This window comes from Cellulomonas taurus (genome assembly GCF_012931845.1).
GTDB classification, from domain to species: Bacteria; Actinomycetota; Actinomycetes; order Actinomycetales; family Cellulomonadaceae; genus Cellulomonas; species Cellulomonas taurus.
Genome location: NZ_CP051884.1, coordinates 2813072 through 2838708, shown reverse-complemented (window position 1 = coordinate 2838708; position 25637 = coordinate 2813072). Strand labels below are relative to the sequence as shown.

15 protein-coding genes are annotated in these 25637 nt (G+C 71.5%); 13 read left to right on the top strand and 2 right to left on the bottom strand.

What is annotated here, in order from left to right:
- The first annotated feature begins 105 nt into the window (after positions 1-105).
- Both HGK68_RS13130 and HGK68_RS13125 read left to right on the top strand, forming a co-directional pair.
- Positions 106-1791 (top strand): methyl-accepting chemotaxis protein, encoded by a 1686-nt coding sequence (locus tag HGK68_RS13130; RefSeq protein ID WP_169166368.1) that lies wholly within the window; start codon positions 106-108, stop codon positions 1789-1791.
- A gap of 218 nt (positions 1792-2009) precedes the next feature.
- Complete coding sequence (locus tag HGK68_RS13125) at positions 2010-2969, top strand: 5'-3' exonuclease (RefSeq protein ID WP_169166367.1); 960 nt, start codon at positions 2010-2012, stop codon at positions 2967-2969.
- A 417-nt stretch (positions 2970-3386) separates the two neighbouring features.
- Here HGK68_RS13125 and HGK68_RS13120 read toward each other — a convergent pair whose 3' ends face one another.
- Positions 3387-7529 (bottom strand): S8 family serine peptidase, encoded by a 4143-nt coding sequence (locus HGK68_RS13120; RefSeq protein WP_169166366.1) that lies wholly within the window; start codon positions 7527-7529, stop codon positions 3387-3389.
- 262 nt (positions 7530-7791) lie between these two features.
- Here HGK68_RS13120 and HGK68_RS13115 point away from each other — a divergent pair, with 262 nt between their 5' ends.
- From HGK68_RS13115 to rplL, 7 genes are all read left to right on the top strand, one after another.
- A complete protein-coding gene (locus tag HGK68_RS13115) occupies positions 7792-9189 on the top strand; it encodes a M15 family metallopeptidase (protein WP_169166365.1) in 1398 nt (465 codons plus the stop codon).
- 85 nt (positions 9190-9274) lie between these two features.
- Positions 9275-10525, top strand: a complete 1251-nt coding sequence (locus tag HGK68_RS13110; protein WP_169166364.1) for a D-alanyl-D-alanine carboxypeptidase family protein — start codon at positions 9275-9277, stop codon at positions 10523-10525.
- A gap of 97 nt (positions 10526-10622) precedes the next feature.
- Positions 10623-11063 (top strand): OsmC family peroxiredoxin, encoded by a 441-nt coding sequence (locus HGK68_RS13105; protein WP_169166363.1) that lies wholly within the window; start codon positions 10623-10625, stop codon positions 11061-11063.
- Positions 11064-11323: 260 nt separating this feature from the next.
- A complete protein-coding gene (locus tag HGK68_RS13100) occupies positions 11324-14125 on the top strand; it encodes an FAD-binding and (Fe-S)-binding domain-containing protein (RefSeq protein ID WP_169167123.1) in 2802 nt (933 codons plus the stop codon).
- Between the two features lie 55 nt (positions 14126-14180).
- Complete coding sequence (locus HGK68_RS13095) at positions 14181-14687, top strand: GNAT family N-acetyltransferase (protein ID WP_169166362.1); 507 nt, start codon at positions 14181-14183, stop codon at positions 14685-14687.
- 227 nt (positions 14688-14914) lie between these two features.
- Positions 14915-15445 (top strand): 50S ribosomal protein L10, encoded by a 531-nt coding sequence (gene rplJ / locus HGK68_RS13090; RefSeq protein ID WP_169166361.1) that lies wholly within the window; start codon positions 14915-14917, stop codon positions 15443-15445.
- An 81-nt stretch (positions 15446-15526) separates the two neighbouring features.
- Positions 15527-15916: a 50S ribosomal protein L7/L12 gene (gene rplL, locus HGK68_RS13085; RefSeq protein ID WP_169166360.1), complete on the top strand. Its 390-nt coding sequence runs from the start codon at positions 15527-15529 to the stop codon at positions 15914-15916.
- Positions 15917-15996: 80 nt separating this feature from the next.
- On the opposite strand, the gene HGK68_RS13080 is transcribed toward rplL, so the two are convergent.
- Positions 15997-16650, bottom strand: coding sequence for a DUF2625 family protein (locus tag HGK68_RS13080; protein WP_169166359.1), 654 nt, complete (start codon positions 16648-16650; stop codon positions 15997-15999).
- 268 nt (positions 16651-16918) lie between these two features.
- Between HGK68_RS13080 and rpoB the strand changes: the two genes are divergently transcribed.
- From rpoB to rpsG, 4 genes are all read left to right on the top strand, one after another.
- Positions 16919-20422 (top strand): DNA-directed RNA polymerase subunit beta, encoded by a 3504-nt coding sequence (gene rpoB / locus HGK68_RS13075; protein ID WP_169166358.1) that lies wholly within the window; start codon positions 16919-16921, stop codon positions 20420-20422.
- A 120-nt stretch (positions 20423-20542) separates the two neighbouring features.
- Positions 20543-24409, top strand: coding sequence for a DNA-directed RNA polymerase subunit beta' (locus HGK68_RS13070; protein ID WP_169166357.1), 3867 nt, complete (start codon positions 20543-20545; stop codon positions 24407-24409).
- A 354-nt stretch (positions 24410-24763) separates the two neighbouring features.
- Complete coding sequence (gene rpsL / locus HGK68_RS13065) at positions 24764-25132, top strand: 30S ribosomal protein S12 (RefSeq protein ID WP_169166356.1); 369 nt, start codon at positions 24764-24766, stop codon at positions 25130-25132.
- 4 nt (positions 25133-25136) lie between these two features.
- Positions 25137-25607, top strand: a complete 471-nt coding sequence (rpsG, locus tag HGK68_RS13060; RefSeq protein ID WP_169166355.1) for a 30S ribosomal protein S7 — start codon at positions 25137-25139, stop codon at positions 25605-25607.
- The last annotated feature ends 30 nt before the right edge of the window (positions 25608-25637 follow it).

Here is a 25637-nt window from a genome sequence, read left to right as displayed (position 1 = left end):
CAGCCGGGGTGTCCGCCCTCGGCGCATTCTCACCCGGCGCACTGCTCACGACCGAGGCTCGGCCGCCGATCCTTCCGGCACCTGATCAGGAAGGACGGCCCCCTCATGCCGACAGCGACGTCGACTCCCACCGCGCTCATCCCGACCCAGCGCACCGCTCCCGCTGCCGAGCAGGGGCCGCGGCCGACCCGGCGCGCCTCCGGCTGGTTCACCAACCGGGGCGTGCGCACCAAGATCCTGCTGCTGCTCGCCCTGCTGGGTGTCGTCTCCGTGGTGATCGGCACCGTGGCCACGGTCCGGTTGCAGTCGCTCGCCGCCTCCACCGCCACCGTCTCCGAGGTGAGCGCTGATGTGATCGCGCCGTTGGCCGTGGTGCACCAGGAGGAGATCAAGGCCCGGATGCTGATCGCCCAGGCAGCGGCGATCGACACCACCACCCAGGCAGCCCAGGACGACGCCCTCGCCGACATCGCCGCCACGGACGCGGATCTGAAGGCCGCCGCCGACGCCTTCGAGGTCGGTATCGGCCAGACCGTGGTGCCCGGCTGGTCGGACTTCCAGCAGGCGTGGACCGACTGGACCCAGATCCGGGACGACCAATTGGTCCCGGCCGCCTTCGACTCCGACCAGGCGGCCTTCGAGCGCATCACCACCGAGGACTCCCAGCCGGTGATCGACCGGATGGTGACGGCGCTGGAGCAGGCCGAGACCTCGGCGCAGGACTACCTCGCCACCGTCTCCGACCAGGCGGCGCACGCGGCCACCGACGCCACCGTGACCCTGCTGATCCTGCTGGTGGTCGGCATCGGACTGGTCGCCGCCGTCGGCCTGGTGATCGCCGGGATGATCCGCCGCCAGGTGCACCAGGTGCAGCGCGCGATCACCGCCATGGCCGAGGGCGACCTCACCGTCGCCCCGCAGGTGGACACCGACGACGAGCTCGGCCAGATGTCCCGCTCCCTGACCGTCGCTCAGCGCAACCTGCGGGACACCATCTCCGGCGTGGTGGAGACCGCGCAGACCGTGGCCGCCGCCGCGGAGGAGCTGTCGGCCGCCGCCACCCAGGTGATCTCCGGTTCGGACGAGACCTCCGCACAGGCCGGGGTGGTCGCCGCCGCCGCCGAGCAGGTGTCCCGGAACGTGCAGACCGTCGCAGCGGGCGCCGAGCAGATGGGCGCCAGCATCCGGGAGATCGCGCAGAACGCCTCGCAGGCGGCCAAGGTCGCCGGGCAGGCCACCGACGTCGCCACCGCGACCAACGACCAGGTCTCCCGGCTGGGGGAGTCCAGCCAGGAGATCGGCAACGTGGTCAAGGCGATCACCTCCATCGCCGAGCAGACCAACCTGCTCGCCCTGAACGCCACCATCGAGGCCGCGCGTGCCGGGGAAGCCGGCAAGGGCTTCGCCGTCGTCGCCGGAGAGGTCAAGGAGCTGGCACAGGAGACCGCGAAGGCCACCGAGGACATCGTGCGCCGGGTGGAGACGATCCAGGCCGACACCGGTGCGGCCGTGACCGCGATCGGGGAGATCGGCCACATCATCGCCAGCATCAACGACTACCAGTTGACCATCGCCTCGGCGGTGGAGGAGCAGACGGCCACCACCACGGAGATGTCCCGCTCCGTCGCCGAGGCCGCCACCGGCTCGGGGGAGATCGCGACCAACATCACCGGGGTGGCCTCCGCCGCCTCCAGCTCCAGCCAGACCCTCGGACAGATGGGCGACGCGATCGCCGAGCTGGCCCGGATGAGCGAGGACCTGCGCGGCCGGGTTTCCCGGTTCACCTACTGACCGGCATCGACACCGGCACGGGCGGCGGGCCGCCACCCGCCGCCCAGCCCTCTCGCAGCCCGTACGCACTATGTGCTGCCCGCTGCCCGTCGGCTCCTGCCTGCTGCCCGCTGCCCGTCGGCTCCCTGCCTGCTGCCTGCTGCCCGTCGCCTGTTGCCTGCTGCCCGTCGCGTCCGCTGCCCGTCGCCCGACGGCACCGGCTCGCGTAGGTTGCCCCCATGAGCGACGGCCCGCTGATGCTGCTGGACACCGCGTCCCTGTACTTCCGCGCCTACTACGGCGTGCCCGACTCGGTGAAGGCCCCCGACGGCACCCCGATCAATGCGGTCCGCGGCCTGCTGGACATGATCGCCCGCCTGGTCACCGACCACCGGCCGACCCGGTTGGTCGCCTGCTGGGACGAGGACTGGCGACCGGAGTTCCGGGTGGCGGCGATCCCGTCCTACAAGGCGCACCGAGTCGCGGACCCGTCCACCGACGCCGAGGAGGTGCCGGAGACCCTCGCGCCGCAGGTCCCGATCATCGCCGAGGTGCTGGCGGCGCTCGGCATCGCCCGGGCGGGCGCCCAGGGCTTCGAGGCCGACGACGTGATCGGCACCCTCACCGCCCGGGAGACCGCGCGCACGTCCGGTCGCGGACCGGTCCTGGTCGTCACCGGCGACCGTGACCTGTTCCAGCTGATCGACGACGACGCCGGGGTCCGGGTCCTCTACACGATCCGCGGCATCAAGGACATCGAGCAGATCGACACCGCCCGGCTCACCGAGCGCTACGCGGTCGCCTCCGGCAGCGCCTACGCCGACATGGCGGTGCTGCGCGGCGACCCCTCCGACGGCCTGCCCGGGGTCGCCGGGATCGGGGAGAAGACCGCCGCCGCCCTGCTGGCGAAGTACGGCGATCTGCCCGCCCTGCTCGCCGCCCGCGACGCCGGTGATCCCGGTCTGACCGCCACCCAGCGTCGCCGTCTCACCGAGGCCGCCGCCTACCTGGCCGTCGCCCCGGGCGTGGTCCGGGTCGCCACCGACGCCCCCGTCGAACTCGCCCCCCGCCGCGGCGGCCTGGACACCCTCGACCTCCCGCGCGACCCCGCCGACCCGGAAGCTCTGGTCGACCTCACCGAGCGCTGGGGCCTCGACTCCTCCGTCCGCCGCGTCCTCACCGCCCTCGCCCACCACTAACCCACCCCCCCGCTCACCCCCGCCCCCCCCCACCCCACCCCGCCCCCCGCGCCCGCCCGGGCAGGCCGAGATCGGCACCCCGCCCGCCCGGGCAGGCCGAGATCGGCACCCCGCCCGCCCGGGCAGGCCGAGATCGGCACCCCGCCCGCCCCGCGCCCGCCGGGGGAGGCCGAGATCGGCACTTCGCCCCCGAGATCGGCACTTCACCCACCCCAATCGGTGCTCAACTGCCGACTTCGTCAACAGGCCGCCGCCTGTCCAACGGGGGCCGCCGCCTGTCCGACGGGGGCCGCCGCCTGTCCGACCGGGCCGCCGCCCGTCCGACGGGGGCCGCCGCCTGTCCGACGGGGGCCCCGCACAGCACGGGGCCGGCCCGGTATCGCACCGGACCGGCCCCGTGAGCCCTGCTGCCGAGGGTCAGCGCACCCGCAGCACCCCGATCGTCAGCGTCGGCGTGTACCCGCCGTCACCGGTGTAGATCGCGGTCACCGTGGTGCTGTGGTTGACCTTCGGCAGCGTGATCTGCGCGGTGCCGTCGGTCAGCGCGACCGCGGGCAGTGCCCGCAGGCCCACCAGCACCGTCACCTTGCCACCGGCCGCCGGGGCGCCGTCCGGCCCGCTGACCGTCACCGTGACGGTCGGGGTCGACCCCTTGGCCACCGTCCAGGACGCGGTGTCCAGGCTGATCTGCGGCACCACCGCCCGCACGCTGTAGGTCGCCCGGGACGACTCCGACCCGGCCACATCGGCGTTGCCGGTGTAGGCGGCGGTGAGCCGGTGCGACCCGGCCTTCAGATCGCGGGGGAGCGGGATCGTCACCGTGGCGGTGTTCCCCGTTCCGGCGACCAGTTCCCCGCTGCCGAGCACGGTCTTGCCCTCGCGCAGCTCGACCGTGCCACCGGGGACCGCCGTCCGGCCGGTCACCGTGACCGTCGCCGACACCTCGTCGCCGTAGCGCCCGGAGGTCTTCGACAGCGCCAGCGAGGTCGACGACCCGCTCTGCGCCACCTGCACGGTCACCGCCGCGCTGGTCGATCCGGCGTACCCGGCGGTGTCGGGCACGAACTCCGCGACCAGGCTGTGCGCCCCGCCGCCGAGTCGCACCGCCGCCTCGGCGACCCCACCGGTCACCGGGGCGGTGGCCAGCTCGGTCTCACCCTCCAGGAACCGGACGGTTCCGGTCGCCTCGGCGGGGGCCACCGTCGCGGTCAGCCGGACGTCCTCGCCGACCTTCGGCTTCGCGGACGCCGTCAGGGTGGTCGTGGTCGCGACCGGCGCGGGCACCGTCACGTTCACCACCTGGGCCCGGCTGGCCGGGTCGGCGTTGTGGCTGTGCAGCACCAGCAGCTGGCCGTCCGTCGCGGCCGCCGAGCGGTGCACGGTCACCGATGCCTGGTCGGCGCCGACGTACCAGAGCGCGTCGGTCACCCCGGCGTCGAACCAGTACGGCGGGTCGAAGGGGTTCACCGTGAACGGCTCGGCCGCGTCCACCTGACCGGAGTCGTCGGCGGCGTAGTCCGAGGCGGTCCAGACCCGCACCGTCGGCGTGGCACCCGGCTCCAGGCCGAGGGCCGCGATCGACACCGGCGCGACCAGCACCGAATTGTCGAAGACGGTGGTGTCCACATCGCCGAAGAACCCGTTCACCGCCTGGATGTCCAGGGTGTTGCCCTCGGCGTCGAAGGTGGTCGCGACCGTCACATCGGTGGCCGCGGACAGCTTGCGCACCACGGTCTGGGCGTCGGGGTTCCCGTCGCCGTCGATGTCCCAGTCGATCACCGGGCGCACCGCCTGGCCGAGGGTGGCCCAGTTGCCGTTCACCGCGATGCCGACCCCCAGGTAGCCGTCCGCCGGGTCGCCGCCCGCCGCCGCCTGCTGCGGGGCGGTCGAGGACCAGCCGACCCACCGGATGTCACCGGAGGCGACCGCCGAGTCGGAGGTGACGAAGCCGGGGATCTCCGGCAGTTCGTCGCTGCTCGCCCCCAGGACCAGCGGTGCGACCAGGGAGGTCCAGCCGCCGGAGTCGATCCCACGGCCGGAGAGGGTCAGCGCTGCCTCGGTGGACCCGGCATCCGGGAAGGCCACGTCGGCGGCGGTCAGCTCACTGACCAGGCGAGGGGCGGCCTGCACCGGCACTCGCAGCTCACCGGTCACCCCACCGGTCAGCACCAGCCGGCCGGACAGCGATGCCACGAACTCGCGCGGCACACCGCCCTGGCTGGTCGCCTGGGTCGGGTCGATCTCCCGTTCCAGAGTCGCCGGGTCGGCGGTGAGGGTCAGGGTGACCTCGGCCTGCCCGCCCGCCGGGACCTGCACCGTGCTCGGCGAGGTGGTGATGGTCGCCCCGCCGGTGGTGGTCGCCGCCACGAAGGAGGTGTCGTAGGACGCCGCCTCGGAGCCGGTGTTCGTGATCGTCACGGTGCGGGTGTCGGTCACGGTCTCCGCGCCGACGTTCACCACCCCGAAGGTCACCGACACCTGGTCCGGGTCATCGGTGGCGTAGGCCAGCACCGGGTCGGTGACCGCGTTCACGGCGTCCACCCGGCCGGACCCGACCCGCTGCGGGCCGTAGGCGGTGCCGGACTGGTGGGTGCCGGTCCACACGTCGTGGGTGGCGGTGTTCATGATCGCGGCCTTGACCTGGGCCGGGGTCCAGTCCGGGTGCGTGGCCCGGACCAGGGCGCCGATCCCGGCCACGTGCGGCGACGACATCGAGGTGCCGGACAGCGAGTGCGCGGCGGCGCCGGTGCCGGAGGCGGCGGAGAAGATCAACGTGCCCGGGGCAGCGACATCCGGCTTGATGATGCCGAGCGACCCGTGGGCGCCCCGCGAGGAACCGGGGTTCAGGGCGTCACCGGCCTCGTCGGCCTGCACCGCGGCTGCCAGCGACGGGCCGATGTGGGCGACCACGCCGCCCGCCTGGATCAGCGGCAGCAGCGCGTCGGTGGACCCGGCGGTCAGCTGCGCGCCCGGCAGGGTCGCGTTGCCGGCGATCCCGCCGGAGAAGACGGTGTTCTCGGTGCCGATCAGCACACCGACCGCACCGGCTGCCTCGGCGGCGTTCCACCGGGCGGCCGACCCGCAGGCGCGGGTCGCGTCGTCGTCGTCCCACCACAGGTAGACGATCGTCCCGGCCACGGCGGGGTCGAGCGGCGAGCAGCCGTCCACCCGGTCACCGGGGTAGCTGACCGGCGCGGTCACGTCCCCACCGGTGTAGGCGACCGAGTTCTGCGCGGCGTACTTGGTGCCGTCGGCGGTCTCCACCGCGTCGAAGGTCTGCGGGCTGCCGACCGAGTTCGCCACGGTCAGACCGGAGGCCGCGCTGCCGGGCGAACCGGCGACGTCGGTGATGTCCGAGGAGTTGCCGGCCGACAGCACCGCGAGGGTGCCCAGGTCGGACAGTCGATCGATCAGCAGGTTGTCCGGGTCGTCCGACGGGGTGCCCGACGCGCCCAGCGACAGGTTGATCACGTCCAGGTGGTCGGAGAAGTCGCCGTCACCGTTCGGGTCGGCGGCCCAGTCCAGCGCCAGCCCGGTCAGGTCGGTCGACCCGCCGATGTCACCGAAGACCTTCAGCGCGTACAGCCCGGCCTTCGGGGCGGAACCGGGTCCCACCTCCCAGTCGGACAGGTCGGTCAGCGTCGCGTAGTCGCCGTCGAAGGTGGTCCCGTCCGCCTGGACGCCGTAACCCGCCGCGGTGCCGGCCACGTGGGTGCCGTGCCCGGAGTTGTCCGAGGTGTAGAGGCTGTCGATCGGGTTGTCGTCCGGGGTCGGGGTCAGGGTCGCCCCCGGCAGCACCGAGTTCGGGTCCGCGTCGTACAGCGGTCCGGCGAAGTCGTAGCCGCCCAAGTACTTCTCCGGGTCGAACAGCCCGTCCGGCACCGGCCCGGTGCCGTCCTCGCCGTAGGCGGCGGCATACGCGTCCTCGGTGCCGGGGCCGCCGAAGTCGGCGTGCGTGTAGTCGAGGCCGGTGTCGATGACACCGATCCGCACGCCCTCGCCGGTCTGCCCGGAGTCCTGCCAGACCTGCAGCGCCCGGGTGAAGGCGTCGGTGCTGGAGTTGTCGGCGGTCTTGGTGGTGACGCGGTAGACCGCGACCACGTCGTCCGAGGCGGCGAGGTCACGCACCTGGGCGGCGTCGCCGGTCACCAGGGTGCCGGAGACCAGATTCGACAGCGTGGCGATCCGCTGCGGCGTGGCGGTGGCGGCGCGGGCACCGGCCTGCGCCTGGGGCACCACCTGCTCGGCGACCTGCTCCACCTCGGCGGTGGCCTGCTGGACGGCGGCGGGGTCACCACCGGACTCGGCCACGTCCAGGCCGGAGGGGGCGTCGAGCTGCACGAAGGCCGTCACCCGGCCCTCGGCGTCGGCCAGATCGTTCGACACCTTGTCGGACAGGGCGTCCAGCGGCCCGTCCGGGGCGATCGGATCACCGGCCGCGGTAGCTCCGGGTGGACTGGCCGGCACCGTTCCGACGGCGGCGCTCGCACCTGCGGACGTGATGGTCAGGGTGAGCAGCGCGAGGGCCGATACGGCGGCGCGCAGGGGTCGACGGGACATCGTGCTCCGTTCTCCAGCAGGACCAGGTGATCAGCGGTGACGGGAGTCACGATGTGTGCTGACTGTGCGTCAGAGTAGAGATGTCTGGGCGATTCGTCACGGTTCTGGGGCAAATCGGGCTTCACGATTTCTTCGCAACCTGGTGACAGGGGATCCGCCGAATGCCGAGCATCGTCTGCCTAGGGTCCTCTGCGTGGTTGACGACTTGCCCGGAACGCGGCGCTCGACCCGCTCCCGGCACGTCGGAGTGGTGCGCGCCGTGATGACCGAGACCCCCGCCCCGACGACACCCCAGCCCGGAAGCCGCCGCGCCCTGCGCGATTCCGGTGCTCTCACCCTCTCCCGCGCCGAGCGCCGGGCCCACAAGAACCGCCGCCGCGCCGACTCCGGCTCCCCGCTGGTCGTGACCACCCGGGTCGCCAAGGGCGCCGTGGCGGTCGGACTCGCCTTCGGTGTCGGTGGCTTCGCCGTCGCCAGCGAGCGCGGCAACCGGCAGGACGTGGACGCTGCGCCGACGCATCCCGTGCTCACCCCGGCCGCCGTGCAGGAGCGGCAGACCGCGGTCGAGATCGCCGCCACCACCTCCGCGCAGGCCGACGACGCCCGCGCCGCCGCGCAGGCCACCACCGTCAGCGCCGAGCAGATGGCCCCGCTGACCGAGGCGATCGCCCGGCTGGACACGATCCTCGCCGCCACCCAGTCGGCTCAGCCCGCCGTGACCCAGCTGGCCCCGGTCTCGCTGGACCGCACGGCGCCGGTGGTCATCACCCCGACCGCCGACACCCTGGATCCCACCGCAGGACTGCCCACCCCGAGCGCCGACGCCGCGATCGCCGGAGCCGACCAGGTCAGCACGACCTCCGGCACCGCCGCGGCATCCGCCGACCCGACGGCGAGCGCCGACGACGCCCCGACCGGCGCCGCATCCCCCGCCGAGGACGCCTCCGCTGCCGCGACCGCCGGATCGTCGAGCACCTCCGACACCCCCGCGCAGTCGTCCCGCTCCGCCGCCGAGGCCCAGCCGTCGGCGAGCCCGTCCACCACCGCGATGGTCACCGACCCGGCAGCCGCCCAGCTGCGCACCGCCGCCGAGCGCGTGAGCACGCTGACCGAGCAGATGCGGGTCGTCACCGAGCAAGCGGCACAGGTGGCAGCCGCCGAGGCAGCCCGCGCCGCCGCCGAGCAGGAGGCCCAGCAGGCGGCAGCCCTCGCGGCCGCCGCGGCCGAGGCCCAGCGCAAGGCGGCCCAGGCGGCGTCCCTGGACTCCTACGCCAACGGCAAGATCCCCAGCTCGGCGCTGTGCGGTCTGAGCTTCGCGACCGGGCACGAACTGCGCTGCGACGCCGCCGAGGCGCTGGAGTCGCTGAACGCCGCCTACCGCGCGGAGTTCGGGGTCGACCTGTCCATCACCGACTCCTACCGCTCCTACTCGGCGCAGGTCGCCTGCCAGGCGGCCAAGGGTTCGCTGTGCGCCACCCCCGGCACCTCCAACCACGGCAACGGCACCGCCGTCGACTTCGGCGGCAGCCTGTCCGGCTTCGGCAGCACTGGCCACGACTGGTTGCTCGCCCACGCGCAGGACTACGGCTGGACCCTGCCGTCCTGGGCGCGGGCCAACGGTTCCAAGCCCGAGCCGTGGCACTGGGAGTTCTCCGCCTGAGCCCTGCGTGCTTCCACCGAGGCGGCTCCTGACAAACGCGAGCGCCCGGGACGCCGGCAGCTGACCCGTTCCTAGCGTCGGGGACATGGCTATTCGTCCCAGGAATCCCGGCGCCTGGATGCGCGGTGCCTTGGCCCTCGCGGTGGTCGTGGTCCTCGGTGGATCGGCCGCGGTCAGCACCCCGCCGCAGCAGCGGGGCATGGTCGACAGCGCCGACATCCCGGTGCGGCCCGTCGTCACCCCCGCGGCCCGACAGGCGCGCCAGGCGGCGATCGACGACGCCACCGCCGCCACCCGCGCGGCGGCCCAGGCGCGCGCCGCCGCCGCGGCCTCAGCGATCCGCGTCGCCGACCTGGACGCCGCCCTCACCGAGCTGGACCTGGTGCTCGCCCGCACCCGGATGTGGCAGCCCGCCCTCGCCGAACTCCTCCCCGCCGCCCCGGCGCGCCACACCCCCTACCCGGCCCGCATCCCCCTCCCCGCGACGACGGACCCGACGGCGACGGACCCGGCCTCCACAGCCCCCGCGACGACGGACCCCGCGAACGGCGACCCAGCCGCGCCCCACTCCGATGCGACCGACCCCGCGAACGGCGACGCAGCGACTCCCGAGCCCGCGACGACCGACCCGGCGACCACCGGTCTCGCCGAAGGGACGACCCCTGCCGCCGATTCGACCCCGACGGCCACCGCCCCGGAGCAGGCCACCCCCGATGACGCCGCCCCCGCACCCGATCTCCCCGTCGACCCCGAGGCCGCCCGCGTGCAGGCCGCCACCGCCGAGGTCGAGCGCCGGACCTCCGACATCCGGGCCGCCACCGCCGCCGCCGAGGAGGCGGCCCGACTCGCCGCCGAGGAAGAGGCCCGCCGCCAGGCCGAGGCAGCGGCCGCCGCCGAGGCAGAGGCTGCACGGCGGGCGGCCCAGGCAGCCTCTCTGGACGGCTACCGGAACGGTGAGATCCCGGCCGACGCCCTGTGCGCCCCGGACTTCGCGCCCGGACACAAGCTGCGCTGTGACGCCGCCGAGGCCCTGGTCGACCTGAACCAGGCGTACCGCGACCGGTTCGGTGTCGACATCGGCCTGACCGACTCCTACCGCTCGTACGCCTCGCAGGTCACCTGCGTGGCCGACAAGGGCAACCTGTGCGCCACCCCGGGGACCTTGAACCACGGGTGGGGCACCGCCGTCGACCTCGCCGGACCGCTGTCCCGCTTCGGCACCACCGAGCACGACTGGCTGCTGGAGAACGCCCGGCAGTTCGGGTGGGACCTCCCGGCCTGGGCGCACCCCACCGGCTCCAAGCCCGAGCCCTGGCACTGGGAGTACACCCCCTGAGCTTCCGGCCGCGCCTCGGCGCGCATTCCGGACGCACGCGACCTAGCGTGACCTCGGCGGTCGATCCGGCCGCCGCGTCCGAGTGTGAGGAGACACCATGCCCACCCGTACCGCCCGCACCGCCTGGAACGGCAGCCTGAACGAGGGCTCCGGCCAGGTCGAGCTGACCAGCTCCGGCGTCGGCACCTACGACGTGTCCTTCCCCAAGCGTGCCGCCGATGACGCGCAGGGCACCACCAGCCCGGAGGAGCTGATCGCTGCCGCGCACACCTCCTGCTACGCCATGCAGCTCTCGGCTCTGATCGGCGAGGCCGGTGGCACCCCGGTCGCCCTGCAGGTGACCGCCGACGTCACCTTGGGCCCCGACTCGTCCGACGGCGGCTTCCGGATCAGCGGCATCGCCCTGACCGTCCGGGCCGAGGTCGAGGGCATCGACGAGTCCGCTTTCCTGCAGGCCGCCCAGCAGGCCAAGGCCACCTGCCCGGTCTCCAAGGCGCTCACCGGCACCGAGATCACCCTGGACGCCGCGCTCGACTGACCGCCTCCGACCCCGAGGTCGGCAGTCCGCGCCACTCCAGGCCCGGCGAACTGCCGACCTCGGGCGTCGACTGCCGACCTCGCCACCGGCGCGAGCCACATGCGCGAGCCGGCCGGGCGAGCCGGCCAGGCGGGTCAGGCGGGGGGCTTCGCCCGCGCATTGGACCGTCCGGCCCGCACCGCCCGGACCGGTGGAACACTGACCCCGTGCCCGCCTCCACCACCGCCGCCACGGACCTCACCCACGCCCTGCGCGCCGTGATGCGCGGGGACGTGGACGACTCCACCCGCCGCCGCGCCGAGTACGCCACCGATGCGTCGAACTACCGGGTCATCCCGCAGGTGGTCGCCTTCCCACGGGACGTGGACGACGCGCTCGCGGCCCTGGAGACGGCGCGGAGCATGGGCATCCCGGTCACCTCCCGGGGCGGCGGCACCTCGGTCGCGGGCAATGCGGTCGGCACCGGCCTGGTCCTCGACTGGTCCCGGCACGTCAACCGGGTGCACAGCATCGACCCGGAGGCCGGCACCGCCCGGATCGACCCCGGCGTCGTGATGGCGATGCTGCAACGCGAGGCCGCCCCGCACGGTCTGCGCTTCGGCCCCGACCCCTCCACCCAGGCCCGGGCGACCCTCGGCGGGATGATCGGCAACAACGCCTGTGGCCCGCGCGCGGTGGCGTACGGCCGCACCGCCGACAACGTCCTGGAACTCGACGTGGTCGACGGCCGAGGTCGCCGGTTCACCGCCGGGAAGGGTCTGGACCCGGTGCCGGGTCTGGACGCCCTGGTGCGCGGCGAGCTGGAACTGCTCCGCACCGAACTGGGCCGGTTCGGTCGCCAGGTGTCCGGCTACTCGCTGGAGCACCTGCTCCCCGAGCGCGGCGCCGATCTGGCCAAGGCCCTCGTCGGCACCGAGGGCACCGTGGTCACCCTGCTCGGCGCGACCGTCCGCCTGGTGCCGATCGCCGCCGCGCCCGTGCTGGTGGTCCTCGGCTACCCGGACATGCCCAGCGCCGCCGACGCCGTGCCCGCCCTGCTCGCGCACGCCCCGCTGGCGATCGAGGGGATGGACGCCCGGCTGGTCGACGTGGTGCGCCGGGTCAAGGGCGCCGCCGCGGTGCCGCCCCTGCCGGAGGGCGCCGGGTGGCTGATGGTCGAGGTCGGCGGCGCCGACCTGGACGAGGCGCTGGCACGGGCCGGGGCGCTCGCGGCGGACGCCGGGACCGGCGCGGTGGGGATCTTCCCGCCCGGACCGGAGGCGGCGGCGATGTGGCGGATCCGCGAGGACGGTGCCGGACTCGGTGGCCGGACCCCGTCCGGCGCGCAGGCCTGGCCCGGCTTCGAGGACTCCGCGGTGCCCCCGGAGCGCCTGGGCGGCTACCTGCGCGAGCTGGAGGCGCTGATGGCCCAGCACCAGGTCGACGGCCTGGCGTACGGGCACTTCGGCGACGGCTGCCTGCACCTGCGCCTGGATGTGCCGATGGAGCGCTCCGGCGCCCCGCTGCGCGCCTTCATGACCGATGCCGCGCACCTGGTCGCCGCGCACGGTGGCTCGCTCTCCGGTGAGCACGGCGACGGTCGTGCCCGCTCCGAGCTGCTGCCGGTGATGTACTCCGACCGCGCGATCCGGGTGTTCGAGGCGTTCAAGGACCTGCTGGACCCGGACGATCTGCTGAACCCCGGTGTGCTGGTCCGCCCGCGTCCGTTGGACGCCGACCTGCGCCGTCCGCACGCCCTGCCGATCGCTGCCGCGACCGGGTTCTCCTTCGGGCACGACGCGGGCGACTTCACCACCGCCGTGCACCGCTGCGTGGGCGTGGGCAAGTGCCGCGCCGACTCCACCGCCACCGGCGGCTTCATGTGCCCCTCCTACCTGGCCACCCGGGACGAGAAGGACTCCACCCGTGGTCGTGCCCGGGTGCTGCAGGAGATGGCGAACGGTTCCCTGGTCTCCCGTGGCTGGTCCTCGCCGGAGGTGCACGAGGCGCTCGACCTGTGCCTGTCCTGCAAGGCGTGTTCCTCGGACTGCCCGGCCGGGGTCGACATGGCCCAGTACAAGGCCGAGGTGCTGCACCGCACCTACCGCCGGAAGCTGCGCCCGATGAACCACTACGTGCTCGGCTGGCTGCCGCGCTGGGCACGGCTGGTCACCGGGATTCCCGGTCTCGCGCGGGTGACCAACGCGGCGCTCGGCATCCGGCCGCTGGCCAAGGCGGTGCTCACCCTCGGCGGCATGGACACCCGCCGGAAGATGGTCTCTTTCGCCCCCACCCCGTTCCGCACCGCGGTCAAGCGGGGCAGCGTCGAGGTCAGCACCGGTCAGGGCACCTCGACCAAGCCGCGGGTCCTGCTGTGGACCGACTCGTTCAGCGACACCCTCGCCCCGTCGGTGCCGACCGCCGCGGTCAGGGTGCTGCGCGCCGCCGGCTATGAGGTGATCGTCCCGGACCACGACGCCTGCTGCGGTCTGACCTGGATCTCCACCGGTCAGCTCGACGGCGCGCGCGACCGGCTGCGCCACCTGCTCGGCGTGCTTGGTCCCTATGCGGTCAACGGCATCCCGATCGTCGGCCTGGAGCCGTCCTGCACCGCCGTCCTGCGCTCCGATCTGCTCGACCTGCTGCCCGACGACCCGCGTGCCACCGCGGTCGCCCGGGCCACGCACACCCTGGCCGAGCTGCTCACCGCCCCGGCACCGATCGGCCCGGGCGACCGCTGGCAGCTTCCCGACCTGTCCGACGTGACCGCCGTGGTCCAGCCGCACTGCCACCACCACGCGGTGATGACCTACACCGCCGACCGCAGCCTGCTCACCGAGGCCGGCGCGTCCTTCTCCACCCTGGCGGGCTGCTGTGGCCTGGCCGGGAACTTCGGCATGGAGAAGGGCCACTACGACGTGTCGGTGCAGGTCGCCGAGCACGGACTGCTCCCGGCGCTGCGGGCCGCCGAACCGGGGGACGTCTACCTCGCGGACGGCTTCTCCTGCCGCACCCAGGCGGAACAGCTCGCCGACGTGAAGGGCCTGCACCTGGCCGAGCTGCTGGCCGACCACCTGGCGTGAGACCCCGGATGCGCCGAGCTGCTGGCCGACCACCTGGCGTGACACCCTGGGTGCCATGAGTCCGCGCGTGCGTCTGTTCCGTGACGAGGACGCCGAGCCGCTGACCGCCATGCTGCACCGCGCCTACGCCGACCTCGCCGCCGCCGGGCTGAACTACACCGCCGCCACCCAGGACGTGGCGACCACGCGGCACCGGGCCGAGGGCGGTCGGTGCTGGGTGGTCGAGGCCGACGGCGGCCCGATCGCCACCCTGACCATCTCGGTGCCGCCCGGGCACGGCATCCGCGACCTGACGCCGGTGGCCCGCGAGCCCGGGCGCGCCTGGTTGAACCAGCTCGCGGTGGCCCCCGAGCACCGGGGGAGCGGCCTGGCCCGCTCGCTGTGGACCGGTGCCCTGGAGTGGATGCGGGCGCAGGGCCTCACCGCCGTCGGCGCCGACACCGCGATCAGCGCCGATCGCCTGGTCGGGATGTATGCCCGCTGGGGCTTCGCCCACGTCGACACCGTGCACTGGGCGGGCAAGACCTACGACTCGGCGGTGCTGCTCCGGGACCGGATTTGAACTCCGGACCATACCCGGTCTAAGCTGGACGCGCCCAAGACCGCAGGTCGCTGGCTCCCGCTCGTCGGGAGCCGCCCGAAGTCCCGCTCCGGCGGAGGCCCGCGCAGGTGAGGAATCGATGGTCGCACGCTCCGGCGTGCGGGATGCGAGCCCCGACCTGCGTCGGGGCTCTTCTCATGTGCGGGGTCGATGGGGACCTGCGGCACCACCATCGGAAGGATTGCCACATGGCGAGGCCGGACAAGGCAGCCGCTGTCGCAGAGCTCACGGAGCAGTTCCGTGACGCGAACGCGGCCGTGCTGACCGAGTACCGCGGGCTCTCCGTCGCCCAGCTCAAGCAGCTGCGGCGGTCGCTCAGCGGCAACGCAACCTACGCCGTGGTGAAGAACACGCTGACCGCGATCGCGGCCAAGGAAGCCGGTATCGAGGGTATTGCTGACGGTCTCAAGGGCCCGTCCGCCATCGCCTTCGTCTCCGGTGACCCGGTCGAGGCCGCCAAGGGTCTGCGTGACTTCGCCAAGGCGAACCCCGCGCTGGTCATCAAGGGCGGTGTCCTCGACGGACGCGCCCTGACCGCCGAGGAGATCACCAAGCTCGCGGACCTCGAGTCCCGTGAGGTCCTGCTGGCCAAGGCGGCAGGTGCCATGAAGGCCAAGATGTTCCAGGCTGCCTACATGTTCACCGCCCCCGCCGCACAGGCCGTGCGCACCGTCGAGGCGCTCCGCGTCAAGCAGGAGTCCGTCGACACCGCTGCCTGAGCCATCAGGGCTTCGGCGACACCCATCACTCTCCCTGCGGTCGGCGTGACCGACGGGAACCGAACGGAAGGAACCGCCATCATGGCGAAGCTCAGCACCGAGGAGCTCATCGAGCAGTTCAAGGGTCTGACCCTGATCGAGCTCTCCGACTTCGTGAAGGCCTTCGAGGAGGTCTTCGAGGTCACCGCTGCCGCTCCGGCCGCCGTCGCCGTGGCCGCCCCGGCCGGTGGCGCCGGTGAGGCCGCTGCCGAGGAGGAGAAGGACGAGTTCGACGTCATCCTCGAGGCCGCTGGTTCCGGCAAGATCGCCGTCATCAAGGAGGTGCGCGGTCTGACCTCCCTGGGTCTGAAGGAGGCCAAGGACCTCGTCGACGGCGCTCCGAAGCCGGTCCTGGAGGCCGTCAACAAGGAGACCGCGGAGAAGGCCAAGGCTGCCCTCGAGGGCGCCGGCGCCACCGTCACCCTCAAGTGACCCGCGTCCGGATCACCTGCTGATCCGGACTCTGCGCACGAGGCCCGTCCCGCTGATCGCGGGGCGGGCCTCGTCGTGTGTCAGCCGAGCTGGGCCGCGGCCTGCGCGTAGAAGGTCAGCAGCTCGTCGATGGGCACCGGCCGTCGACTGGCCGCGGCCACGTCCCGTCCCTCGTCGCTGAACGGCGGCGGCCACAGCGACAGCCCCTGGTCGAGCGACAGCGCCGCCACCTCCTCCTGCCAGCCGGGCCAGCGCAGTGAGTCGAAGGACGCCCCGAGCGCGCCGGTCAGCACCGCCTGGACGAACGCGCCGTGGCCGCCGCCCAGTCCGCCCCAGCTGAGCGAGTCCGGCCCGAAGTAGCAGACCTCACCCGGTGCCACCCTCAGCCCGCCGCCGTCCACCGCGAACGTCCCGCCCAGTGCGTCGTACCCGACCACCACCGCGCCGGGCAGTCGCTCCGCGCTGGCGGTCATCAGGTCGGGCAGTTCGTCCGTGCCGCCGCCGAGCAACCGGAACCACCCGGAGTCGGCGACCACCCCGCCGCAGTGCAGGGCGAGCGCACCCAGCGCCGACCGGGTGCTGACCCGCAGCCCGGCGAGGGTGCGCGCGGCGCGGTCGGGGTCCGCGGGCAGGAAGGTGACCGGGTTGGGCGACTCGGCTGCCCACTCCTGGATCAAGGTCCAGGCGTCGTCGGGGTCGATCAGGTGCTGGACGTCGGGGGTCGGATCGGTCATCCGGCGAGGCTAGCCGGGCCGAGGGCGGGGGAGCGGTGCGCCCGCTCGGCGTGCCGAGGTGACAGCCCCGAGCGCCCCGTCTATCCTGCTCTGGACTTCCGCCTACAGGTCGGCTACGCTAACGCTTTGCGCTGGCCTGTGCCTGCCACACCAGATAACCCGGACTCCTTCACCCTCGTCATGGTCGAGGTCGTGGGGATCCGAGGCGGGGTGTCGCGGAACGCCGGGCCAGACCGCAGGGAACTCGATCTGCTGGGAAGGACCCCTCTTGGCTGCCTCGCGCACCCCTACTTCCATCTCCGAAGCCATCGCGAACCGTACGGCTTCCCGCCGTGTCTCCTTCGCCCGGATCGACGAGCCGCTGGAGGTCCCCAACCTCCTCGGCCTGCAGACCGAGAGCTTCGACTGGCTGCTCGGCAACGAGCGGTGGCAGGCGCGTGTCGCCGCCGCCCTCGAGGCCGGACGCCAGGACGTCCCGGAGACCGCCGGTCTGGAGGAGATCTTCGAGGAGATCTCCCCGATCGAGGACTTCGGCGGGACCATGTCCCTGTCCTTCCGTGAGCACCGCTTCGAGCCGCCGAAGTACACGGCCGAGGAGTGCAAGGAGAAGGACTTCACCTACGCCGCGCCGCTGTTCGTCACCGCGGAGTTCGTGAACTACACCACCGGTGAGATCAAGTCGCAGACCGTCTTCATGGGCGACTTCCCGCTCATGAGCGACCGCGGCACGTTCATCATCAACGGCACCGAGCGTGTCGTGGTGTCCCAGCTGGTCCGTTCCCCCGGCGTCTACTTCGAGCGCACCCCGGACAAGACCTCCGACAAGGACGTCTTCTCGGTGAAGGTCATCCCGAGCCGCGGTGCCTGGCTCGAGTTCGAGATCGACAAGCGCGACAACGTCGGCGTCCGCGTCGACCGCAAGCGCAAGCAGAACGCCACCGTCCTGCTGAAGGCGCTCGGCATGACCGAGTCGGAGATCCGCGAGGAGTTCGCGCAGTTCCCGGCCGTCATCGACACCCTGGAGAAGGACCACGTCCAGACCCAGGACGAGGCGCTGCTCGACCTCTACCGCAAGATCCGTCCGGGCGAGCCGCCCACGGTCGAGGCCGGTCGCGCGCTGATCGAGAACTTCTACTTCAACCCCAAGCGCTACGACCTGGCGAAGGTCGGCCGCTACAAGCTGAACAAGAAGCTCGGCATCGACGTGCCGCTCGCGGACTCCGTGCTGTCCAAGGACGACATCGTCGCCGCGATCAAGTACATGGCCGCGCTGCACGCCGACGTGACCACCCTGCCGGGTCAGCGCAACGGTGAGGCCGTCGAGGTCCGCGTCGAGACCGACGACATCGACCACTTCGGCAACCGTCGCATCCGCGCCGTGGGCGAGCTGATCCAGAACCAGGTCCGCACCGGCCTGTCCCGGATGGAGCGCGTGGTCCGCGAGCGGATGACCACCCAGGACGTCGAGGCGATCACGCCGCAGACCCTGATCAACATCCGCCCGGTCGTCGCCTCCATCAAGGAGTTCTTCGGCACCTCGCAGCTGTCGCAGTTCATGGACCAGAACAACCCGCTGGCCGGCCTGACGCACAAGCGGCGTCTGTCCGCGCTGGGCCCGGGTGGTCTGTCCCGTGACCGCGCCGGCATGGAGGTCCGTGACGTCCACCCGTCGCACTACGGCCGGATGTGCCCGATCGAGACCCCTGAGGGTCCGAACATCGGTCTGATCGGCTCGCTGGCGACCTTCGCGCGGATCAACCCGTTCGGCTTCGTGGAGACCCCGTACCGCAAGGTCGAGCACGGCGTCATCACCGACGAGGTGCACTACCTGACCGCCGACGACGAGGACCGCTTCGTCATCGCCCAGGCCAACGCCACCATCGTCGACGGCCGGTTCGCCGACGAGACCGTGCTGGTCCGGGTCAAGGGTGGCGACACCGAGGACGTCCCGGCCGACATCGTCGACTACATCGACGTCTCGCCGCGCCAGATGGTGTCCGTGGGTACCGCGCTGATCCCGTTCCTGGAGCACGACGACGCGAACCGCGCGCTCATGGGCGCCAACATGCAGCGCCAGGCGGTGCCGCTGGTCCGCTCCGAGGCGCCGCTGGTCGGCACCGGCATGGAGTGGCGTGCGGCCGTGGACGCCGGTGACGTGATCGTGGCGACCAAGCCCGGTGTGGTCACCGAGGTCTCCGCCGACCTGATCACCGTCGCCAACGACGACGCCACCACCAGCACCTACCGGGTCGCGAAGTTCCGCCGCTCGAACCAGGGCACCTCGTACAACCAGCGCGTGCTGGTCGACCAGGGTGCGCGGGTCGAGGTCGGTTCGGTGCTCGCCGACGGCCCGGCGACCGACGAGGGCGAGCTCGCCCTGGGTCGCAACCTGCTGGTCGCGCTGATGTCGTGGGAGGGCCACAACTACGAGGACGCGATCATCCTGTCGCAGCGCCTCGTGCAGGACGACGTGCTGTCCTCGATCCACATCGAGGAGCACGAGGTCGACGCCCGTGACACCAAGCTCGGCCCGGAGGAGATCACTCGGGACATCCCGAACGTCTCCGAGGACGTGCTGGCCGACCTGGACGAGCGCGGCATCATCCGCATCGGTGCCGAGGTCTCCGCCGGTGACGTGCTGGTCGGCAAGGTCACCCCGAAGGGTGAGACCGAGCTGACCCCGGAGGAGCGCCTGCTGCGCGCCATCTTCGGTGAGAAGGCCCGTGAGGTCCGCGACACCTCGCTGAAGGTGCCGCACGGCGAGTCCGGCACCGTGATCGAGGTCCGCACCTTCAACCGCGAGGACGGCGACGAGCTGCCCGCCGGCGTGAACGAGCTGGTCCGGGTGTACATCGCCCAGCGACGCAAGATCACCGACGGCGACAAGCTGGCCGGTCGTCACGGCAACAAGGGCGTCATCTCCAAGATCCTCCCGGTCGAGGACATGCCGTTCCTGCCGGACGGCACCCCGGTCGACATCATCCTGAACCCGATGGGTGTGCCCGGTCGTATGAACGTCGGCCAGGTGCTGGAGGTCCACCTCGGGTGGATCGCCAAGCAGGGCTGGAACGTCGACCTGGCCGAGGGCGACCTGTCCTGGATCAGCGAGGTGCCGGAGATCGCCAAGGCATCGACCCCGGGCAACCCGGTCGCGACCCCGGTGTTCGACGGTGTGCCGGAGGAGACCCTGACCGGTCTGCTCGGCTCCACCCTGCCGAACCGTGACGGCGAGCGGATGGTCGGCACCAACGGCAAGGCCCGGCTGTTCGACGGTCGCTCCGGCGAGCCGTTCCCGGAGCCGGTGTCGGTGGGCTACATGTACATCCTGAAGCTGCACCACCTGGTGGACGACAAGATCCACGCCCGGTCGACCGGCCCGTACTCGATGATCACGCAGCAGCCGCTGGGTGGTAAGGCGCAGTTCGGTGGCCAGCGATTCGGCGAGATGGAGGTGTGGGCCCTCGAGGCGTACGGCGCCGCCTACACCCTCCAGGAGCTGCTGACCATCAAGTCGGACGACATCCCCGGCCGCGTCAAGGTGTACGAGGCGATCGTCAAGGGCGAGAACATCCCCGACTCGGGTATCCCGGAGTCGTTCAAGGTGCTGCTGAAGGAGATGCAGTCCCTGTGCCTGAACGTCGAGGTGCTGTCCAGCGACGGCGTCTCGATCGACATGCGCGAGAACGACGACGAGGTGTACCGGGCCGCGGAGGAACTGGGCATCGACCTGTCCCGCCGCCCGAACGCCGCCAGCTCCGTCGACGAGATCTGACGCCGAGCACCGACGGGCCGGATCACCCGCTGATCCGGCCCGTCGGGAGCCGACACACCGACTTTGAGATTCCTCCGGACGGGGACACCCCCACCGGAACGCGAAGGAAGTAGGACCCCCTTGCTCGACGTCAACGTCTTCGACGAGCTGCGTATCGGCCTGGCCACTGCCGACGACATCCGTGCCTGGTCGCACGGCGAGGTCAAGAAGCCCGAGACCATCAACTACCGGACCCTGAAGCCGGAGAAGGATGGTCTGTTCTGCGAGAAGATCTTCGGTCCCACCCGGGACTGGGAGTGCTACTGCGGTAAGTACAAGCGGGTGCGCTTCAAGGGCATCATCTGCGAGCGCTGCGGCGTCGAGGTGACCCGCTCCAAGGTGCGTCGTGAGCGGATGGGCCACATCGAGCTCGCCGCGCCGGTCACCCACATCTGGTTCTTCAAGGGTGTGCCGTCCCGCCTCGGCTACCTGCTGGACCTGGCCCCGAAGGACCTGGAGAAGGTCATCTACTTCGCGGCCTACATGATCACCTGGGTCGACACCGAGGGCCGTCAGGAGGACCTGCCGAACCTCCAGAACGAGATCGACCTGGAGCGCAAGGAGATCTCCGACCGCCGGGACAACGACATCAACACCCGCGCCGCCAAGCTCGAGGCCGACCTGGCCGAGCTGGAGGCCGAGGGTGCCAAGGCCGACGCCCGCCGCAAGGTGCGCGACTCGGCCGAGCGCGAGATGGCGCAGATCCGCAAGCGTGCCGACGCGGAGATCGACCGCCTGGACACCATCTGGGACCGGTTCAAGAACCTGAAGGTCGCCGACCTCGAGGGTGACGAGCTGCTCTACCGCGCCCTGCAGGACCGGTACGGCAACTACTTCGAGGGCTCGATGGGTGCCGCCGCGATCCAGAAGCGGCTGCAGAACTTCGACCTGGAGGCCGAGGCCGAGTCGCTGCGGGAGACCATCCGCACCGGCAAGGGCCAGCGCAAGACCCGTGCGCTCAAGCGGCTCAAGGTCGTCAACGCGTTCCTCACCACCACCAACTCGCCCACCGGCATGGTGCTGGACGCCGTCCCGGTCATCCCGCCGGACCTGCGTCCGATGGTGCAGCTGGACGGTGGCCGGTTCGCGACCTCCGACCTGAACGACCTGTACCGCCGCGTGATCAACCGGAACAACCGCCTCAAGCGGCTGCTCGACCTGGGCGCGCCGGAGATCATCGTCAACAACGAGAAGCGGATGCTCCAGGAGGCCGTCGACTCGCTGTTCGACAACGGTCGCCGCGGTCGTCCGGTCACCGGCCCGGGCAACCGGCCGCTGAAGTCGATCTCCGACATGCTCAAGGGCAAGCAGGGTCGATTCCGTCAGAACCTGCTGGGCAAGCGTGTCGACTACTCGGGCCGTTCGGTCATCGTGGTCGGCCCGCAGCTGAAGCTGCACCAGTGCGGTCTGCCCAAGCAGATGGCGCTCGAGCTGTTCAAGCCGTTCGTGATGAAGCGCCTGGTCGACCTGAACCACGCGCAGAACATCAAGTCCGCCAAGCGGATGGTCGAGCGTGCGCGCCCGGTCGTGTGGGACGTGCTCGAAGAGGTCATCACCGAGCACCCGGTGCTGCTGAACCGCGCACCGACCCTGCACCGTCTGGGTATCCAGGCGTTCGAGCCGCAGCTGGTCGAGGGCAAGGCCATCCACCTGCACCCGCTGGTGTGTGGCGCCTTCAACGCCGACTTCGACGGCGACCAGATGGCAGTGCACCTGCCGCTGAGCTCGGAGGCCCAGGCCGAGGCCCGCATCCTGATGCTGTCCTCGAACAACATCCTGAAGCCGTCCGACGGCCGCCCGGTGACCATGCCCTCGCAGGACATGATCATCGGTCTGTTCCACCTGACCTCCGACAAGGAGGACGCGGAGGGCGCGGGCCGTGCGTTCGGTTCGGTCGCCGAGGCGATCATGGCCTTCGACCAGGGCAGCCTGGACCTGAACGCCGTGGTCAAGATCCGGATGGACGGCCTGGTGTTCGCCGAGGGTGCCGAGCCGGAGGGCTTCGTCGCCGACAAGCCGTTCCTGTTCGAGACCTCGCTCGGCCGTGCGCTGTTCAACGAGCTGCTGCCGGTGGACTACCCGTACGAGAACGGCGTCGTCGACAAGAAGCGCCTTTCGGTCATCGTCAACGACCTGGCCGAGCGGTACCCGAAGGTCGAGGTCGCCGCCTCGCTGGACGCCCTGAAGGAGGCCGGCTTCCGCTGGGCCACCCGTTCGGGCGTGACGATCGCGATCTCCGACGTGGCGGCCCCGGCCGGCAAGGCGGAGATCCTGACCGAGCACGAGGCGCGCGCCGCCAAGGTCCAGGGCCAGTTCGACAAGGGTCTGATCACCGACGACGAGCGCCGTCAGGAGCTCATCGAGATCTGGACCCAGGCCACCGACAAGGTCGCCAAGGCCATGCAGGAGAACTTCTCCGCCCGCAACACCGTGTTCCGCATGGTGGGTTCCGGTGCCCGTGGTAACTGGATGCAGGTCCGTCAGATCGCCGGTATGCGTGGTCTGGTGGCCAACCCGAAGGGCGAGATCATCCCTCGTCCGATCAAGTCCAACTACCGCGAGGGCCTGTCGGTCCTGGAGTACTTCATCGCGACGCACGGTGCCCGTAAGGGTCTGGCGGACACCGCACTGCGGACCGCCGACTCGGGCTACCTGACCCGTCGTCTGGTGGACGTCTCCCAGGACGTCATCGTCCGCGAGGACGACTGTGGCACCGAGCGTGGTCTGACCATGCCGATCGGTGTCGACGTCAACGGCACCGTCCGCCTGCACGACAAGGCCGAGACCAGCGTCTTCTCCCGCACCCTGGCCACCGACGTCGAGATCGACGGCGAGGTCATCGGGCACGCGGGTGACGACGTGGGCGACGTGCTGCTGGACCGCCTGCTGGCGGCCGGTGTCACCGAGCTCAAGGTCCGTTCCGTGCTGACCTGCGAGTCGCGTGTCGGTACCTGCGCCCGCTGCTACGGCCGTTCGCTGGCCACCGGCAAGCTGGTGGACATCGGCGAGGCCGTCGGCATCATCGCGGCCCAGTCGATCGGTGAGCCGGGTACCCAGCTGACCATGCGTACCTTCCACACCGGTGGTGTCGCCTCCGCGGAGGACATCACCCAGGGTCTGCCCCGTGTGCAGGAGCTCTTCGAGGCGCGTACCCCGAAGGGTGAGAGCCCGATCGCGGAGTTCTCCGGCCGGATCGCCATCGACGACTCCGAGCGGATCCGCAAGATCGTGCTCACCCCGGACGACGGTTCGGAGGAGATCGCCTACCCGATCACCAAGCGGTCCCGACTGCTGGTGAACGACGGCGACCACGTCGAGGTCGGTACCCAGCTGGTCCAGGGTGCCGTCGACCCGAAGAAGGTCCTGCGCATCCTCGGCCCGCGTGCCACCCAGAAGCACCTGGTGGACGAGGTCCAGGAGGTCTACCGCTCCCAGGGTGTGGACATCCACGACAAGCACATCGAGGTCATCGTGCGGCAGATGCTGCGTCGTGTGACCGTGCTGGACTCCGGTGACACCGGTCTGCTCCCGGGCGAGCTGGCCGAGCGTGGCCGGTTCGAGGACGCCAACCGCAAGGCCGTGGCGGAGGGTGGCCAGCCGGCCTCCGGCCGTCCCGAGCTGATGGGGATCACGAAGGCGTCGCTGGCCACGGACTCGTGGCTGTCGGCGGCGTCCTTCCAGGAGACGACCCGTGTCCTCACCGAGGCCGCGATGTCCGGTCGCTCCGACCCGCTGCTGGGCCTGAAGGAGAACGTCATCCTCGGAAAGCTCATCCCCGCCGGTACGGGTCTGCCCCGGTACGCCGACGTGGTGGTCGAGCCCACGGAGGAGGCGAAGGCCGAGCTGTACCCGTCCTTCGGCTACGACGAGATCGACTTCCCCGCCCTGGGCCTCGGCTCGGGCGAGGCGATCCCGCTCGAGGACATCGACTTCGGCGACTTCCGCTGATCGTCGACGACCTCACCGCCTGATGGCTGACGCGAGGCTCCCCACCTGCACGGTGGGGGGCCTCGCGTGCATGTCTGGGCTCACAGCGGAACTGCTTTGATTCTGCGCACCTGCGCGGGTAACGTAGGACACCGTGCCCGCGCCGTCGGGCTCTCGCGCGCGCTCACTCGACCGAAGCGTCCCTCGTGGACGGTTCGGCTGTGGGATCCCGGACGACACGCCCGGGTGCGGGGGTCGGTGGCGGGACGTAAGAACCTCCGGGGTAGCTGCACGACGGGCAGCGATCCGGGACGAGCCGGCCGTCCAGGGTGACGGGTGCCGGTCAGACCAACTCATCAACAAGACGGAGACGTAGTGCCTACGATCCAGCAGCTGGTCCGCAAGGGCCGGCAGGCGAAGACCAAGAAGTCGAAGACGCCTGCTCTGAAGAGCTCCCCGCAGCGTCGTGGCGTGTGCACCCGCGTGTACACCACCACCCCCCGTAAGCCGAACTCTGCCCTCCGGAAGGTCGCCCGTGTGCGCCTCTCGACCGGCATCGAGGTCACCGCTTACATTCCCGGCGAGGGCCACAACCTGCAGGAGCACTCCATCGTGCTCGTGCGCGGTGGCGGCGTGAAGGACCTCCCCGGTGTGCGTTACCAGATCATCCGTGGTGCCCTGGACGCTCAGGGCGTGAAGAACCGTAAGCAGGCGCGTAGCCGCTACGGCGCGAAGAAGGGCTGAACCGATGCCTCGTAAGGGTCCGGCCCCTCGTCGGCCGCTGATCGTCGACCCGGTCTACGGGTCCCCGGTCGTGACGCAGCTCATCAACAAGGTGCTCCTGGACGGCAAGAAGTCCGTCGCGGAGGCCATCGTCTACAGCGCCCTCGAGGGCGTGCGTGAGAAGACCCAGTCCGACCCGGTGGTCGTGCTGAAGCGTGCGCTGGACAACGTCCGGCCCTCGCTCGAGGTCCGCTCCCGCCGCGTCGGTGGCGCCACCTACCAGGTTCCGGTCGAGGTCCGCCCCGTCCGCCAGACCACTCTGGCGCTGCGCTGGCTGACCGACTACTCCCGCGCCCGTCGTGAGAAGACCATGACCGAGCGCCTGATGAACGAGATCCTCGACGCCTCCAACGGCCTGGGTGCCGCGGTGAAGCGTCGCGAGGACATGCACAAGATGGCCGAGTCCAACAAGGCGTTCGCCCACTACCGCTGGTAATCCCAGCGGCTGGACGAGCTCGATAATCGA